The organism is Phytopseudomonas daroniae (assembly GCF_004327275.1).
Lineage (GTDB): Bacteria > Pseudomonadota > Gammaproteobacteria > Pseudomonadales > Pseudomonadaceae > Aquipseudomonas > Aquipseudomonas daroniae.
Map to the genome: position 1 here is coordinate 374,514 of NZ_QJUJ01000004.1, position 16,143 is coordinate 390,656.

At 61.5% G+C, this 16,143-nt stretch carries 14 protein-coding genes and 4 pseudogenes; 8 read left to right on the forward strand and 10 right to left on the reverse strand.

All coding sequences use genetic code 11. The features are described 5' to 3' along the window. The first annotated feature begins 2 nt into the window (after positions 1-2). The 7 genes and pseudogenes from gyrB to DNK10_RS26005 form a co-directional block, all read left to right on the forward strand. Positions 3-2,420 carry a DNA topoisomerase (ATP-hydrolyzing) subunit B gene (gene gyrB, locus DNK10_RS12530; RefSeq protein WP_131191783.1) on the forward strand — a complete coding sequence of 806 codons (2,418 nt, stop codon included), beginning with the start codon at positions 3-5 and terminating at the stop codon, positions 2,418-2,420. Positions 2,421-2,537: 117 nt separating this feature from the next. Continuing rightward, positions 2,538-2,744, forward strand: a pseudogene (locus DNK10_RS26160) (transposase domain-containing protein); the annotation flags it as partial. A 56-nt stretch (positions 2,745-2,800) separates the two neighbouring features. Next, positions 2,801-3,127, forward strand: a pseudogene (locus DNK10_RS12540) (group II intron maturase-specific domain-containing protein); the annotation flags it as partial. 326 nt (positions 3,128-3,453) lie between these two features. Continuing rightward, positions 3,454-3,693, forward strand: a complete 240-nt coding sequence (locus tag DNK10_RS12545; RefSeq protein WP_131179378.1) for a type II toxin-antitoxin system RelB/DinJ family antitoxin — start codon at positions 3,454-3,456, stop codon at positions 3,691-3,693. Further along, on the forward strand, positions 3,683-3,970 hold the full coding sequence (locus DNK10_RS12550; protein ID WP_044315231.1) for a type II toxin-antitoxin system RelE family toxin: 288 nt from the start codon (positions 3,683-3,685) through the stop codon (positions 3,968-3,970). The genes DNK10_RS12545 and DNK10_RS12550 overlap by 11 nt, the downstream gene beginning before the upstream one ends. Positions 3,971-4,019: 49 nt before the next feature. After that, positions 4,020-4,682, forward strand: a pseudogene (locus DNK10_RS12555) (TOTE conflict system archaeo-eukaryotic primase domain-containing protein); the annotation flags it as partial. Beyond that, a pseudogene (locus DNK10_RS26005) lies at positions 4,674-4,947 on the forward strand (IS4 family transposase); the annotation flags it as partial. The pseudogenes DNK10_RS12555 and DNK10_RS26005, both read left to right, overlap by 9 nt. Positions 4,948-5,033: 86 nt before the next feature. Here DNK10_RS26005 and DNK10_RS12560 read toward each other — a convergent pair. The 10 genes from DNK10_RS12560 to glyQ form a co-directional block, all read right to left on the reverse strand. Then, on the reverse strand, positions 5,034-5,966 hold the full coding sequence (locus tag DNK10_RS12560) for a phosphatidate cytidylyltransferase (protein WP_131191784.1): 933 nt from the start codon (positions 5,964-5,966) through the stop codon (positions 5,034-5,036). A gap of 1 nt (position 5,967) precedes the next feature. Continuing rightward, entirely contained in the window at positions 5,968-6,588 is a 621-nt protein-coding gene (locus DNK10_RS12565) for a lysophospholipid acyltransferase family protein (RefSeq protein WP_131179376.1), read from the reverse strand. Positions 6,589-6,598: 10 nt separating this feature from the next. Beyond that, positions 6,599-7,057, reverse strand: coding sequence for a hypothetical protein (locus tag DNK10_RS12570; RefSeq protein WP_131191785.1), 459 nt, complete (start codon positions 7,055-7,057; stop codon positions 6,599-6,601). After that, a complete protein-coding gene (locus tag DNK10_RS12575) occupies positions 7,047-8,396 on the reverse strand; it encodes a phosphatase PAP2/dual specificity phosphatase family protein (protein WP_131191786.1) in 1,350 nt (449 codons plus the stop codon). The genes DNK10_RS12570 and DNK10_RS12575 overlap by 11 nt, the downstream gene beginning before the upstream one ends. Continuing rightward, on the reverse strand, positions 8,396-10,153 hold the full coding sequence (locus tag DNK10_RS12580) for a bifunctional alpha/beta hydrolase/class I SAM-dependent methyltransferase (RefSeq protein WP_131191787.1): 1,758 nt from the start codon (positions 10,151-10,153) through the stop codon (positions 8,396-8,398). Before DNK10_RS12580 ends, DNK10_RS12575 begins: the two co-directional genes overlap by 1 nt. 10 nt (positions 10,154-10,163) lie before the next feature. Next, on the reverse strand, positions 10,164-10,784 hold the full coding sequence (locus tag DNK10_RS12585; RefSeq protein WP_131191788.1) for a CDP-alcohol phosphatidyltransferase family protein: 621 nt from the start codon (positions 10,782-10,784) through the stop codon (positions 10,164-10,166). 229 nt (positions 10,785-11,013) lie between these two features. Next, positions 11,014-11,790, reverse strand: coding sequence for a lysophospholipid acyltransferase family protein (locus DNK10_RS12590; RefSeq protein ID WP_131191789.1), 777 nt, complete (start codon positions 11,788-11,790; stop codon positions 11,014-11,016). A gap of 35 nt (positions 11,791-11,825) precedes the next feature. Next, the gene (gmhB, locus tag DNK10_RS12595; protein ID WP_131191790.1) at positions 11,826-12,356 is read right to left on the reverse strand and encodes a D-glycero-beta-D-manno-heptose 1,7-bisphosphate 7-phosphatase; all 531 of its coding nucleotides are present in this window, start codon (positions 12,354-12,356) and stop codon (positions 11,826-11,828) included. A 75-nt stretch (positions 12,357-12,431) separates the two neighbouring features. Further along, on the reverse strand, positions 12,432-14,486 hold the full coding sequence (gene glyS / locus DNK10_RS12600) for a glycine--tRNA ligase subunit beta (RefSeq protein ID WP_131191791.1): 2,055 nt from the start codon (positions 14,484-14,486) through the stop codon (positions 12,432-12,434). Continuing rightward, positions 14,483-15,430, reverse strand: a complete 948-nt coding sequence (glyQ, locus tag DNK10_RS12605) for a glycine--tRNA ligase subunit alpha (protein ID WP_131179368.1) — start codon at positions 15,428-15,430, stop codon at positions 14,483-14,485. The genes glyS and glyQ overlap by 4 nt, the downstream gene beginning before the upstream one ends. A gap of 196 nt (positions 15,431-15,626) precedes the next feature. On the opposite strand from glyQ, the gene DNK10_RS12610 reads away from it, so the two are divergent. Next, positions 15,627-16,142 carry a sigma-70 family RNA polymerase sigma factor gene (locus DNK10_RS12610; protein WP_131191792.1) on the forward strand — a complete coding sequence of 172 codons (516 nt, stop codon included), beginning with the start codon at positions 15,627-15,629 and terminating at the stop codon, positions 16,140-16,142. Position 16,143 lies beyond the last annotated feature (1 nt).

The following is a 16,143-nucleotide window of genomic DNA, read 5'->3' on the forward strand; positions in this document are numbered from 1 at the left end:
GCATGAGCGAAAACCAAACGTACGACTCCAACAGTATCAAGGTACTGAAAGGCCTGGATGCCGTACGCAAGCGGCCGGGCATGTACATCGGCGATACCGATGATGGCAGCGGCCTGCACCACATGGTATTCGAGGTGGTCGACAACTCCATCGACGAGGCTCTGGCTGGCCACTGCAGTGAAATTACCATCACCATCCACCCGGATGAGTCGATCAGCGTGCGTGACAACGGCCGTGGTATCCCGGTCGACATGCACAAGGAAGAAGGCGTATCGGCGGCCGAGGTCATCATGACCGTGCTGCACGCCGGCGGTAAGTTCGACGACAACAGCTACAAGGTATCCGGCGGCCTGCACGGAGTGGGTGTCTCGGTGGTGAACGCTCTCTCCAAGGAGCTGATTCTGACCATTCGCCGTAGTGGCAAGATCTGGGAACAGACCTACGTGCATGGCGTGCCTCAAGCTCCGCTGGCAGCAGTGGGTGATACCGATGGCACGGGTACGCAGATTCACTTCAAACCGTCCGAGCAGACCTTCGCCAACATCCACTTCAGCTGGGACATCCTGGCCAAGCGCCTGCGCGAACTGTCGTTCCTGAACTCCGGCGTAGGCATCCTGCTCAAGGATGAACGCAGCGGCAAGGAAGAGCTGTTCAAGTACGAAGGTGGCCTGCGCGCTTTCGTCGAATACCTGAACGTCAACAAGACCACGGTCAACCAGGTGTTTCACTTCAATATCCAGCGTGATGATGGCGTGGGCGTGGAAGTGGCGCTGCAGTGGAACGACAGCTTCAACGAAAACCTGCTGTGCTTCACCAACAACATTCCTCAGCGCGACGGTGGTACTCACCTGGCGGGCTTCCGTTCGGCGCTGACGCGTAACCTGAACAACTACATCGAGCAGGAAGGTCTGGCCAAGAAGCATAAGGTCTCGACCACTGGTGACGATGCTCGTGAAGGCCTGACGGCGATCATTTCCGTGAAGGTGCCGGATCCCAAGTTCAGTTCGCAGACCAAGGACAAGCTGGTTTCCTCCGAGGTGAAAACCGCGGTGGAACAGGAAATGGGCAAGCATTTCGCCGACTTCCTGCTCGAGAACCCGAACGAAGCGAAGGCCGTGGTCGGCAAGATGATCGACGCCGCCCGTGCCCGTGAAGCGGCTCGTAAAGCCCGTGAGATGACCCGCCGTAAAGGCGCGCTGGATATCGCTGGCCTGCCCGGCAAACTGGCTGACTGCCAGGAAAAAGATCCCGCTCTTTCCGAACTGTACATCGTGGAAGGGGACTCCGCGGGTGGCTCTGCCAAGCAGGGCCGTAACCGCAAGACCCAGGCGATCCTGCCGCTCAAGGGCAAGATTCTCAACGTCGAGAAGGCACGCTTCGACAAGATGATTTCCTCCCAGGAGGTCGGCACGCTGATCACCGCCCTGGGCTGTGGCATAGGCCGCGAGGAATACAACATCGCCAAGCTGCGTTACCACAACATCATCATCATGACCGATGCTGACGTCGACGGTTCGCACATCCGTACCCTGCTGCTGACCTTCTTCTTCCGTCAGCTGCCGGAGTTGGTCGAGCGCGGCTACATCTACATCGCCCAGCCGCCGCTGTACAAGGTCAAGAAGGGCAAGCAGGAGCAGTACATCAAGGACGACGAGGCCATGGAAGAATACATGACCCAATCGGCCCTGGAAGATGCCAGCCTGCACGTCAACGAGAGTGCCCCTGGCCTTGCCGGTGAGGCCCTGGAGCGCCTGGTCAACGATTACCGCCTGGTGATGAAGACCCTCAAGCGCCTGTCCCGCTTGTACCCCATGGAGCTCACCGAGCATTTCGTCTATCTGCCGGGCGTGAGCAACGAGCAGATGGCCGATAAGGCTGCGATGGAAAGCTGGCTGGCCCTGTTCGATGCCCGTCTGAAGACCATGGAGAAATCCGGTCTGGCCTACAAGACCAGCCTGCGTGAAGACCAGGAGCGTCACCTGTGGCTGCCCGTGGTAGAACTGATCTCTCACGGCAACTCCAGTTACATCACCTTCAACCGTGATTTCTTCACCAGCAACGATTACAAGACGGTCACCACCCTCGGTGATCAGCTGAACAGTCTGCTGGAAGAAGGTGCCTACGTGCAGCGTGGCGAGCGCAAGAAGCCGGTCACCACCTTCAAGGAAGGCCTGACCTGGCTGATGACCGAAAGCACCAAGCGCCACAGCATTCAGCGATACAAAGGTCTTGGCGAGATGAACCCGGATCAGCTGTGGGAAACCACCATGGATCCCGAAGTTCGTCGCATGCTCAAGGTGCGCATCGAAGACGCCATCGCCGCGGATCAGATCTTCAACACCCTGATGGGTGACGAAGTGGAACCGCGTCGTGACTTCATCGAGACCAACGCCCTGGCGGTCTCCAACCTCGACGTCTGATGTCATTCGGCGATGCATAAAAAAACCGGCTAAAGGCTAATGCCAGTCAGTTAAGGCATTGATTCCGAGGCTGCGGTAATAGAAACAGGCTCCTGGATTTCCATGAGCCTGTTTTTTATGTCCATCCAGCAAGCACTCCGGCAGACCGCCGAACTCAATCCAGCCTCCTTCGAGCGGTTCTCGCAGCTGATTGATCCGTCATGGATCGAGGAGGCCTTGAGGCTGACCGGAACGGTTTCGCTTCGCCGTCGGCGCCTGCCGGCTGAGCGCATTGTGTGGCTGGTCGTGGGGATGGCCTTGTTCAAGAACGAACCCATCTGGCTGATCGTGCAGCAACTGGGTCTATCCGATGGACAGGGGTTGGCTCCTGCGCCCAGTGCAGCGGTGGGCGCAGCATGGCAGAGGTGGTGGAGAAGCTACGGCGTTACCTGCTGGGCTGGAAAGGGTACTTTGGGTTGGCGCAAACCCCACGAGTCTGGCGCAGGCTGGATGAGTGGTTGCGTCGTCCTCTGCGTACCATACAGCTCAAACAGTGGCGACGTGGCAAGACGATTTATCGGGAGCTGATCCAACTGGGAGCCAGCCACCGGGTAGCGCAATCGGTGGCGGCCTTGAGCCGCTGCTGGTGGCATAATAGTCTGTCTGGCATCCATCACGTATTGACGATTGTCTACTTTGATCGGCTGGGTGTGCCACGTCTCTCATGACCTCAATCTCTCGAACCGCCCGGTGCGGATCCGCATGCCGGGTGGTGTGGCAGGGGAGCGGCCTATGAAGGCCGCCTCCTATGCCGATTGCGCCAAGGAAATACAATCAACCTGTATCCAACTCAGTATGGGCAGCTGCTACCTGGTAAGTGGGTTGGCACCGTCGAGATTTTCTTATCAGAATTGTTAATAAAGTCCCGAGCAGCGTGGCGCTGAGCATCACTCACATCCCCGTCAATCGCTGAGCCGGGTGTTGATCAAGTGGTTGCCAAAAAGCCGTAAGACCGGCATTGTAATGACAAATGTCATTACAGGTGTCTGCCACTATGGCTTCCATCAATATCCGCATCGACGACGAGCTTAAAGTCCGGGCTTACCGGGAGCTGGAAAAGCTCGGCGTCACCCCTTCTGAACTGATGCGCCAGGCCTTGCAGTATGTGGCCGAGCGCGGACAGCTGCCATTTCGTCCAGTGCTGATGACCGAGGAAGATGAAGCGTTAATCGGCACGGTTCGTGAGCGCTTGGCCGCTCCCCAGCGCGTGAAGGTTGCGCTGGATGACCTATAGCCTTGAGTTTGATGCACGAGCACTGAAGGAATGGCAAAAGCTGGGCGATACCGTTCGCCAACAGCTCAAGAAAAAGCTCGCTGAGGTGTTGCTCAATCCGCGAATTGAAGCCAATCGGCTCCATTCGCTGCCGGACTGCTACAAGATCAAGCTGCGCAGCAGTGGTTATCGCCTGGTGTACCAGGTGCTTGACCATGAGGTGGTGGTGTTTGTGGTCGCGGTTGACCGCCGTGAACGTGAGCAGGCGTACCGCAAGGCAGCCGAGCGCCTTAAATAGCTAGCTGGGTCAGCTGTTCCCCTCTGACTGAAAAGGTGGTCTAGGTACGATGGATGGTGGTGATCTGCTTGAGCATTTACGGGCCGAAAATGCTCGCTTGATCGCTCTGCTGGAAAGTCATGGTATCGAGTGGCGCTTGCCTGATGAGCCGCCGCAACTTGAGCCGGCTAGTCCACCTCTATTATTAAGGTCGAGTCTCGACACGGATGCCAAGCTGGCGCTGTTCAAGCGACTGTTTCGGGGCAGGGCCGATGTATTCCCCGTGCGTTGGGAAAGCAAGACCGGTAAATCGGGCTACTCGCCCGCGTGCGCCAATGAATGGCGAGCGGGTGTGTGTGAGAAGTCACGGATCAAGTGCGGGGATTGCACGTACCGTCAGCTCCTGCCGCTGACCGATCAGGTGCTCTACAAGCACCTGGCCGGAGAGATTGTTATCGGCGTTTACCCACTGCTTCCAGATGACACCTGCTACTTCCTGGCAGTGGATTTTGACGAGGCTGATTGGCGCGCGGATGTCACGGCGTTCGCTCAGTCTTGCCGTGAGTTAGGTGTGCCGGTGGCACTGGAAATCTCTCGCTCGGGCAACGGGGCGCACGCCTGGATTTTCTTCGAGCGTAATGTCCCCGCCTATGAGGCGCGCCTGCTCGGCTCCGCAATCATCAGCCATACCTGCGAGCGTACCCGACAACTGACGCTGGGCTCGTATGACCGACAAAGGGGGTTGCTACTCGCCTATAACATCATTCGTCGCGAGGCCAGCCAGGCGGCTGTGGCCTTCGGCCGGGCACCTTCGGACATACGGTTCAAGCTCGCATGTCAGTACATCGCAGTGCAATTGATCGTGATGGCTGCAGCCAACCCGGTGTCGGCAACGGGTAGAAGGCTTGCTGAGCTCAGGGGGAATAGGAGGGATGTTTCTGAATCACCGCCCAAGGCCCGGAAGGCCAAGGACGGTGAAGATATCGAAGACCCGGTAAAAGGCTGCTCCGCTTAAGTGAACAGCATTAGGCTAAATGCCGGGTTTTTTATTATTAATCAGTCATTTACTGATTGGCTGGAGAGCTCACCCCCACCAGTACCGCACCATATGAAAGAACACCGGGGCGGCGAAGCACACCGAGTCGAGGCGATCGAGCATGCCGCCGTGGCCTTCGATCATATGCCCCCAATCCTTCACGCCGCGGTCGCGTTTGATCGCCGACATCACCAGGCCGCCGGCGAAGCCGAGCAGGCACACCAGCAAGGCGAACAGGCCGGCCTGCCAGAAGGCGAACGGGGTGATCCAGTACAGCGAGGCGCCGATCAGGGTCGCCAGTGCCACGCCACCGAAGAAGCCTTCCACGGTCTTCGACGGGGACAGGTTGGGGGCGATCTTGCGTTTGCCTGCAAGCTTGCCGCAGACGTACTGCAGCACGTCGGATATCTGCACGACGATCACCAGCCAGGCGATCAGCAGCAGGTTGCGGCCCTCGTAGCCGGCGATGTCCAGGGTCAGCAGAGCCGGTACGGTGGAGATGCAGTACACGGCGATCATCAACCCCCACTGCACCTTGGACGTCCGTTCGAGGAAGCGTGTGGTATCGCCGCCCAGGGAGGACAGGATCGGCAGTAGCAGGAACAGGTAGACCGGGATGAAGATGGCGAACAGGCCGTACCAGCCGATTCCGATCAGCAGGTACTGCATCGGCAGCGCGAAGTAGAATGCGGCGACCAGTGCCGGGTAGTCGCTGCGTCGGGTCGGGGTCAGGGTCATGAACTCGCGCAAGGCATAGAACGACACGAAGTAGAACAGCACCACCACGCCGATATAGCCGAACAGAAAGGCGAAGCCGATCACCAGCACCATCGCCCACCAGGCATTGATGCGCGCGTTGAGGTTGTCGATGACCGGGTGCGGGCCAGGGCCGGCGCGCAGTTTCAGCAACCAGCCGATCAGGCTGGCCAGCAGCAGGATGCCGCCAATGCCGGCGAACAACAGCAAGGTATTGCGATCCATCTCAAACCTCCTCGGGAGCCAGGGCCAGCAGGGCGTCGCGGGCGCGTTCCAGGAAGGCCTCTTTGCCCTCCTCCTCGCCCATGCCCAGCGGCGCGCCGAAATTCAGGGTGCACAGCAACGGTAACGGCAAGGCTCGGCCCTTGGGCATCACCCGGTTGAGGTTGGCGATCCACACCGGGATCACCTCGACGTCCGGCCGCGTCTTGGCCAGGTGGTAAAGGCCGCTCTTGAACGGCAGCAAGCCCTCCTCCAGGTTGCGGGTGCCTTCGGGAAAGACGATCAGCGAGTCGCCCTGTTCCAGGGCATCGAGCATCGCCTGCAGGGGGTTGCTGCTCGGATCGCTGCGTTGGCGGTCGACCAGCACGCCGTTGAATACGCGCTGGATCAGGAAGCTGCGCAGGGTGCCCTTCATCCAGTAATCCGAGCCAGCTACCGGACGGGTGCGTTTGCGCAGTTCGGCGGGGAGCGACGCCCAGAGCAGCACGAAGTCGCCGTGGCTGCTGTGGTTGGCGTAGTAGATGCGCTGCACCGGTTGCGCGGTGCTACCTAGCCATAGGGCACGGGCACCGGTGAGCAAGCGCGCACCGGAGGTAATGAGAAAGGCGACCAGGGAAGCAAGCATGGACAGTTCCTTATCCGAATCGAATGTGTGAAAGCCAGGGCATCAGCACGATAGCCGCCAGGGCGATGAGCAGTTGCAGACCGAGCCACAGGGCCTGCAGACGCAGCAGGCGCAACGCGCCCTGGCTGCGTTGTTCCCAGGAGCGTGAGCCTTGATTGGCCTTATGGCCGATCAGGAGCAATGCCTGGTCGAGTTCGGCTGTGCGCCTGTCGAGCTGTTCAGGTGCCGCGGCCAGGCTGGCGAATAGCTCGGCATCCAGCGCTACGCGCAGGGCGTAGTACTTCTGCAGCAGGCCGCAGACCAGCAGGGCGATGCAAACCGCGCCTCCGGTCGTGAGCGCCATGAAGCCGAGCAAAGGCCCCAGGCCGATGATCAGAGCCAGCAGGCTCAAGCCGCCGGATAAGCGATCGAGGGATTTGCCGCGACGCAACAGGCCGGCGACCAGTTGTAGCTGCATTTCACTGGCCATGCAGAGCGACTCCCTGAGTGGATGCGGGTTGCGCCAGAACGCCCTCCAGCGCCTCTAAATGAGCGTTTCCCAGTACAACCTGGGGGCGAGCCTGGCGAAGCAGCGAAACGGCCTCTGCGACGCTCCTGCAGCGGCCGCTGTGCAGCAGCCAGGCTGCGATGGCGGTGGCACTGCGTGAATAGCCCAGTGCGCAGCAGACCAGTACCGCCCCGTGCTGGCGAAGATCTTCGATAGCCACGGCAGCCTGCAGGCAATGCGCGGTGCTGGGTGCGATCAGATCGAGGCTGGCCAGCTCGCGGTAGACCTTTCCTTCCTCGCGGCAGGGCAACTCGGCACACAGGTCGGCAATTGCCGCGAAGGCCTGCCCTTCTCCACGTGCAGGAATGCGGCCGAGCCAGACGCCGTCGGCTACTTCATCGGGCTGCGGATGATTGCGCGTCCAGGCTCGGGAATTGATCCAGGCGGCTGCCAGGTACGGCGCCAACAGCCAGTTGTTGGCCGCGCTCAGGCGGCCGTCGGCACGTTTCTGAAAGCCCTGGGCATCGAACAGCGCGTAATTCAGCGCCACCAGCAGCAGCGACACGGCCGGCCACAGCAGCCACAACGCCGCCCCGCTGACGTTCACCGCCAAGGCGCCGAACAGCGCCGCGCCGAAGGCGTAACGCAAAGCCAGCCGCCAGCGCTGTGGGTCGCGCGCCAGACGCCAGGCGAACAACGGGCTGCACCCTTCGCTGGGCCATAACCACAGGCACAGGAAGCCTGCGAGCATGCCGGTCGGCACGTCGATGAAATGATGCTGCCAGGTGGTCAGTACCGAGAGTCCGATCAGGAAGAACCAGACGTGCAATACCACCCTCCACAGCCCGGCCGCGTAATGCGCGAAGCAGGCCCACAACACCACCAACAGGGTGATATGCAGTGAAGGAGCCTGGTTGAAGGGTTTGTCGAAGCCCATCAGCACATCGAACATCAGCCCGAACAGACCATCCAGCGCCGGGCGGTCGAAGGTGAACCGCAGTGGCCAGAGCAGGAAGCAGGCGATGCAGATCACTTGTGCCGTGACCAGGCGCAGGCCGTGACGATCCATCTCGCCACGGGTGGCGGGTAACAGGAAGGACAGGCCGTAGAGCAGGTCGATCGACCAGTAGGGAATGATTGTCCAGGGCCACAGCGGAATCTGCTGCTCCCAGGCGAACACCAGGCTACCGACGTCATCGCGCTGGCCGGTGAACCAGTTGGCGAAGCCGTAGGTACCGAAGAACAGCGGCGCGAGCAGCAACAGCCAGAGTACGCCGCGCTTCCATAACCCGGTTTCCCGGATGACCGCGGCGGGCGTCATCAGGACACCCGCTGGGCCAGGGACACGCTGAAAATGCCCCATTCATCGATGCGCTGGGTCAGTTTGCGAAAGCCGGCAGCCTCCACCAACTGATCCATTTCCGCCTGGCTGCGACGACGCATCACCCAGGCCTGACCATCGCGATGGCTGGTCAGCGCACGGGCGATCAGCTCCAGTTGCGGATGCCAGGGCTGGCCGGTGTAAATCAGGTAACCGCCCTCTTCCACGGCAGCCGCCAGACCGGCCAGGGAATCGCCGACCATGGCGTTGCTGCCGAACAGTTCGTAGAGGCCGGAGACCACTGCCAGGGTCGGCTTGGGATCCAGCGCCGCCAGATCAGCCCTGTCGAAGGCATCGCCCTTGACGAAGCGGGCGATGCTGCCCAGGCCCTTCTGTTCGATCAGCGCCGCGCCATCGCGCACATTGATGTCGCTGTAATCGCGTAGCAGGATCGAGTCGGGCTTCTCGCTGCCCTGCTCCAGTGATTCGAGGATGTAGCGGCCGTGACCGGCGGCGATATCGACGATACGCACTTCGCGGTTCTGCTCGCGTAATTTGCTCATGGCCAGGCGCAGCAGTTCTTCGGCGTGCACCTTGCGCTGGCGAATACCACGCCAGCCAATGGAATCGAGGTAGTTGCGGTCGATCAGTCGGCCCAGTGGCGAGGTGCCGGTCGGGGTGTTGCGGTACACGTAATCCAGGGTACTGCCGGAATCGAAGCCGGTATCGCAGCCCAGCTTCACACCTGCGGCCAGTCCGCTGCCGAGCTTCAGTCCGGCGCGGGTGGCGCGCCAGTAGAGATCCCGTGGCGAGTTCTTCGGCAGCGGCGCGGCCAGCTCCTCGGCCTCGGCGCAGCTCCAGCCGAGGCGGTCGGCATCGAGCAGGGACTGGCGCTGCAGTGGCTCTTCGAAGACCTTAAGAACGAAGCGACGAATGCGCGTCAGGGCATGGGCGCGGTCGCGCTCACCCAGGGTGTCGTGGAAGAACCCCGGCAGGATGTGCTGTTCCTTGTGCGGGCTGCTCAGGCGCTCGAAGAATTGCTCCTGGGGTTTGCGGTGCACCACGAAATCGCTGCCGGAGATCAGCAACTGGGTAGGAATCTGGATGGCCTGGGCATCAGCGACGACACGCTCGGCGGCGTCGTACAAACCCAGCAGCATGTTCACCGAGATCGGTCGACTGATCAGCGGATCCTGTTCGAAAGAAGCGATGCGCTGCGGATCGTGGCTGAGATACTTGGCCTTCACGTAGCTGTTGACGAAGAAGTTGCCGCGCCAAGTGCGCATCAGCTTCAGCCCCGAACGGGCGAAGGGTACGTACAGCTTGACCTTGAAGGCTGGCGAGGCGATCACCAGGGCGCGGATCTTCGGAGCGTAGTCGTGGGCCCAGGTGGAGATGATCACGGCACCGACGCTTTGTGCCAACACCACCATGTCTTCGCTGGCGATGCCATGGGTGGCGGCGATGTGATCGATAAAGGTCTGCACGTCACGCACGCTGGTGGCGAAGCTTGGGCTGTCGCCCCGTTCGCCCGGCGATTCACCGTGGCCGCGGGCGTCCCAGGCGAAGAAGTCGAAGCCTTGCAGGCCCAGCTCTTCGACCAGATGGGCCATGCGCCCGCCGTGCTCGTGGCCGCGGTGGAACATGACGATGGCGCGGCGTGGTTCGTTCGGCTGCGCATCGGCAGCGGGCCAGTGACGGTAGAACAGGCTGACGCTGTCGTGGGTCGTGAAGGTGTTCGAGCGGGCTTCTGTCATCGGAGCATCCCTATTCCACGTTGGAGGAAGCCGCTTGCGCCAGACCCTGGCGTACGCGGTTGAACAGCGTATACATCAATAGCGCGGTAATTACCGCGAGAACCGGGTCGATCCAGCTCAGCGGCAGCAAGCCACTGGCCACACCGGCGCCGAGCACGCCAAAGCAGAAGGCGCGGTCGCTTTTGCCCATTGGGCCGTCGTAGCGGCGTGAGGCGCCAACCATCGGCCCCATCACCCCCGCGTATTCGCTGACCAGTGCGCCAATAACCAGCAGCACCACCAATACCGGGGAAACTCCGGGCAGCAGCGCGAAGGGCAGAAACAACGCGGCATCGGCGATCACGTCGCAGAGCTCGTTGAGGTAGGCGCCAAGTGTGGATTGCTGGCCGAATTCCCGGGCGAGCATGCCGTCCACGGCGTTGAGCGCCATGCGCAGCAGCATCCACAGCGGAATCAGTGCGAACAGCCAGAGATGAGCGGGGAAGACCGCGAGCAGCAAGCCGATCAGCACCGACACGATAGCGGCGCCCAGGGTGACCTGATTGGCGGTCACGCCATGATCGAAGAGGCGCTGCACCAACGGGCGCAGCAGGTTCTGGAAGCGGGGTTTGAGTTGGTAAATCGAAAGCATGGTACGAACTCCGTTTCGTCATGGTGCTCTGTCGGTCGTCAGCTTAGCCGGTTGAATACCCACTAAGCGATACGTCGGCGTGAACGCTGTCATGTTGCTGCTCGAAAACTTATTCCCAATTTATCTACATTTTAGGTACCGATAAAAATCCATAATTATCAGTAATTTGAAGCGTAAATTTCACTTTAAAAATAAAATTCTCAACAGGTTATCCACAGATCGCCTTCGCTCAAGCGAGGTCGTTGGCTGTCTCCACCGCGTTGCTCTGTGGATCGAGCGCGCCAATTTCGCATTGCGCCTGGCTGACCCATGCGAAGGCACGGTCGTTGAGGTTGGCGATCGCCCGCGGCCCTTCGCCCTCGGCAAACAACGGTGGACCGAATACCACCTGCACGGTACCAGGTTTCTTGCTCCAGCCTTCCTTCGGCCAGAACTGCCCGGCGTTGTGCGCGACCGGTAGCACCGGCAGTTTGCTGTTCACCGCCAGCGCCGTACCACCGCGGGAAAACTTGCCGATCTGACCGTCGGGAATGCGCGTGCCTTCCGGGAAAACCAGTACCCATGCACCCTGTTCCAGGCGGGTACGACCCTGGCTGGCGAGCTGCTTGAGCGCCGCCTTGGGATTGCTACGGTCGATGGCGATGGGCTTGAGCATGGCCATCGCCCAGCCGAAGAACGGCACGTACAGCAACTCGCGTTTGACCACCTGGCTCAGCGGCTCGAAGTAGGCGCAGAGGAAGAAGGTCTCCCAGGTGCTCTGGTGTTTGGCGAGAATCACGCAGGGCTGGTCGGGGATGTTTTCCTGGCCTTTGATCTCGTAGCGAATACCGGCGACCACCTTGGCCAGCCACACGGCGCAGCGGCACCAGTTCTGCACCACGAAACGGTAACGTGCACGGAATGGCAGGAAAGGGGCGACGAACATACTGATGATGCACCAGATGCACGAGCTGGAAGACAGCAACAGATAGAAGAGGAAGGTTCTGAAGAACTGCACTGTCGACATGTGAGCAATTACCGTGGCAGGCCTGGCCTGCGCTATCAAGTGAGAAGCTGTGCAGCAACCGCTGCCAGATCATCGAATACCAGAGTGCCCGCTGGCAATGCTTTGGCCAGGGTGCGTTCACCCTTGCCGGTTTTCACCAGTACAGGCTGACAATCGACGGCTCGCGCCGTTTCCAGGTCACTGCTGCTGTCGCCGACGAACCAGACTCCGCTCAGAGGAACGCCATAGTGCTCGGCGATCTGTCGCAGCATGCCTGGTTTCGGTTTGCGGCAATCGCAGCCGTCATCCGGGCCATGCGGGCATTGTACGATCAGGCCAACTTCGCCGCCCTGTTCCGCTACCAGCTCGCGCAGGCGCGCGTGCATGGCTTCCAGCACGGCCAGCGAATAGTAACCGCGGGCGATGCCGGACTGGTTGGTGGCCACGGCCACCGTCCAGCCCGCCTCGCTCAGGCGAGCGATGGCCTCGATGGAGCCCGCTATCGGAATCCATTCGTCGAGGCTTTTGATATAGGCGTCGGAGTCGTGATTGATGACGCCGTCGCGGTCGAGGATGATCAGTTTCATAGCTGCAAGCTCCAAGCCTCGAGCGGAAAGCCAAAGCCGCTACTTGCAGCTTGTGGCTTGCCGCGTACGGCTGCTTTAGCCCAGCACCGAAATGTCGGCGACACCCAGGAACAGCCCGCGCAGGCGAGCCAACAGGGCGTAACGGTTGGCACGTACCTTGGGATCTTCAGCGTTGACCAGCACCGCTTCGAAGAAGGCGTCCACCGGCTTGCGCAGCGAGGCCAGTTGGGCCAGCGTTTCGCTGTACTGACGCGCCTGCGCCAAGGGTTGCACCGCATTGTCGGCCTGCTGGATAGCAGCGTTGAGGGTGAACTCGGCCGGGGTATCGAAGTAGTGTGCCTCGATGCTCGTGGCGATCTGGCCGTCGGCCTTGCTCAGCAGGTTGGACACACGCTTGTTGGCGGCGGCCAGGGCTTCGGCTTCCGGCAGCTTGCGGAAGGCCTGCACGGCCTGCACGCGCTGATCGAAGTCCAGCGGCGACAGCGGGTTCACCGCACGTACGGCCTGATACACGGATACATCCACCCCTTCGTCTTCGTAACGCGCACGCAGGCGGTCGAAGATGAAGTCGAGCACCTGCGGTGCCAGGCCAGCGGCCTTGATCTTGCCGCCGAACTGGCGAATGGCGAAGTCGACGGTCGCGCCGAGATCCAGATCCAGCCCCTTCTCGATAAGGATGCGCAGCACGCCCAGTGCCGCACGACGCAGCGCGTAGGGGTCCTTGCTGCCGGTAGGCAGCATGCCGATGCCGAAGATACCGACCAGGGTATCCAGCTTGTCGGCCAGGGCCACGGCGGCACCGGTCAGGGTGGCGGGCAGTTCGGCACCGGCGCCGCGCGGCATGTACTGCTCGTTCAGCGCCAGGGCGACGTCTTCCGGCTCACCGTCGTGCAGGGCGTAGTAGTAACCGGCGATGCCTTGCATTTCCGGGAACTCGCCGACCATTTCGCTGGCCAGGTCGCACTTGCTCAGCAGGCCGGCGCGGGCACCGCGGCGGGCGTCGCCGCCAATGCGCTCGGCAATGAAGCCGGCCAGGGCCGACACACGCTGGGCCTTGTCGTAGAGGGTGCCGAGCTGGGCCTGGAAGACCACGTTGGCGAGGCGCTGGTTGAAGCTTTCCAGCTTCTGCTTCTTGTCCTGCTTGAAGAAGAACTCGGCGTCGGTGAGGCGCGGGCGCACCACCTTCTCGTTACCGGAAACGATCTGCGCCGGATCCTTGCTCTCGACGTTGGCCACGGTGATGAAGCGCGGCAGCAGCTTGCCGTTGGCGTCCAGCAGGCAGAAATATTTCTGGTTGTCCTGCATGGTGGTGATCAGGGCTTCCTGCGGCACTTCCAGGAAGCGCTCCTCGAAGGAGCAGACCAGCGGCACCGGCCACTCGACCAGTGCGCTGACTTCCTCGAGCAGGGCGGGCGGGACGATGGCCGTACCCTGCTGCTCGGCGGCGAGCTGGTCGACGCGCTTGGCGATCAGTTCACGACGCTCGTTGGCATCGGTGATCACATAGGCGGCACGCAGTTCCTGGGCGTACATGGCCGGCGCCGAGATACGCACCTCGTGGTTGGCGTGGAAGCGATGTCCGCGGGAGACGCGGCCAGCCTTCTGGGCGAGGATTTCGCAATCGATCACCTGGTCGCCGAACAGCATCACCAGCCATTGGCTCGGACGGACGAATTCGGTCTTGCGCGCGCCCCAGCGCATGCGCTTGGGAATCGGCAGCTCGTTCAGCGAGTTTTCCACGATGCCCGGCAGCAGGCCGGCGGCGCCCTGCCCCGGGATGTGCTGGCTGAATTTCAGCTTCGGCCCGCTGCGGTCGATCTCGGCGAGCTCGACACCGCATTTCTTGGCGAAGCCCAGAGCGGCCTGGGTCGGGTTGCCGTCGGCGTCGAAGGCGGCCTGCAGGGGCGGGCCGTCGAGGTTGAGAGTGCGATCCGGCTGCTGGGTGGCGAGCTGCTCGACCAGCACCGCCAGGCGGCGCGGCGCGGCATACATGCGTGCGCTGTTGTAGCTCAGGCCAGCGGCCTTGAGGCCCTTTTCAACGCCGGCAAGAAAGGCATCGCCGAGGGTTTTCAGGGCTTTGGGTGGCAGCTCTTCGGTGCCCAGTTCAACGAGAAAATCGAGCGCACTCATTCTGCTGCCTCCAGCTTGGCCAGTACTTCATCACGCAGATCGGGGGCGGCGAGCGGGAAGCCCAGGCGGCGCCGGGCTTGCAGATAGCTCTGCGCCACGGCGCGGGCCAGGGTGCGCACGCGCAGGATGTACTGCTGGCGCGCGGTCACCGAAATGGCGCGGCGGGCGTCGAGCAGGTTGAAGGTGTGGGAAGCCTTGAGCACCATTTCGTAGGTCGGCAGCGGCAGTTCCAGCTCGATCAGGCGATTGGCTTCGCTCTCGTAGAAATCGAACAGCTCGAACAGCTTCTCGACGTTGGCGTGCTCGAAGTTGTAGGTCGACTGTTCCACTTCGTTCTGGTGGAACACGTCGCCGTAGGTCACCTTGCCGAACTGGCCGTCCGTCCATACCAGGTCGTAGACCGAGTCGACGCCCTGCAGGTACATGGCCAGGCGCTCGAGACCGTAGGTGATCTCGCCGGTGACCGGGTAGCACTCGATGCCACCGACCTGCTGGAAGTAGGTGAACTGGGTGACTTCCATGCCGTTGAGCCAGATTTCCCAGCCCAGACCCCAGGCGCCGAGGGTCGGCGATTCCCAGTTGTCTTCGACGAAGCGGATGTCGTGCACCAGCGGATCGATGCCTATGGCCTTCAGAGAGCCCAGGTACAGCTCCTGGAAGTTCTCCGGGTTCGGCTTGAGCACCACCTGGAACTGGTAGTAGTGCTGCAGACGGTTTGGGTTCTCGCCATAGCGGCCGTCGGCCGGACGGCGCGAAGGCTGCACGTAGGCGGCGTTCCAGGTTTCCGGGCCGATGGCGCGCAGGAAGGTGGCGGTGTGGAAGGTACCGGCGCCCACTTCCATATCGTAGGGTTGCAGTACCACACAGCCTTGCTCGGCCCAGTATTGTTGCAGGGCGAGGATCAAGTCCTGGAAGGTGCGCACGGCAGGCGTTGTCTGGCTCACGAAAAATTCACCTGTTGGGGCTGCGACAGAAAGCCGGGGAGTATACCCGAAGCAAGGCTCAGCCCGCATGCTGCGCCGTCTCGCCTGGCGCAGCACGTAGCCCTGGCGATGGCACTCTGCCGGCGGATGATTGCAGGACGCCGTATGCTTCCAGTATTTTGAGAACAATTATCATCCTCTTCGGATTGCCGTTTTTATGCCCCGCGATCACAGCTTCGAACGGGACGTCGAGAATCTGTACCTCGCCCATCAAGGATGGCTCAGGGGCTGGCTGCAGCGGCGCCTCAACGATGGTGCCGATGCCGACGATCTGACCCATGACACCTTTGTGCGCATCCTCAAGACGCGTCGTACGCTGCATGACCTGCGTCAGCCCATGGCCTATCTGGCGACGATTGCCAACAGCCTGTTGATAAACCGCTGGCGCCGCCTGGCCCTCGAGCGCGCCTATACCGAAGCCTTGGCGGCGCTACCGGAGGCGCTGGAGCCTTCGCCCGAGGATCGCCTGCTGCTGATCGAGGCACTGCTGGAAATCGACACAATGCTTCATGAACTGTCGCCGCGTATCCGCCGGATTTTCTTTCTGTCACAGCTCGATGGTCTGACTTATCCACAGATCGCCGAGCAATTGGGGCTGAGCGTGGATCAGGTGCAGAAGGCCATGAGCAAGGCGTTCACCGCCTGCTACGCCGCACGCTTCGAGGCGCTGTGAT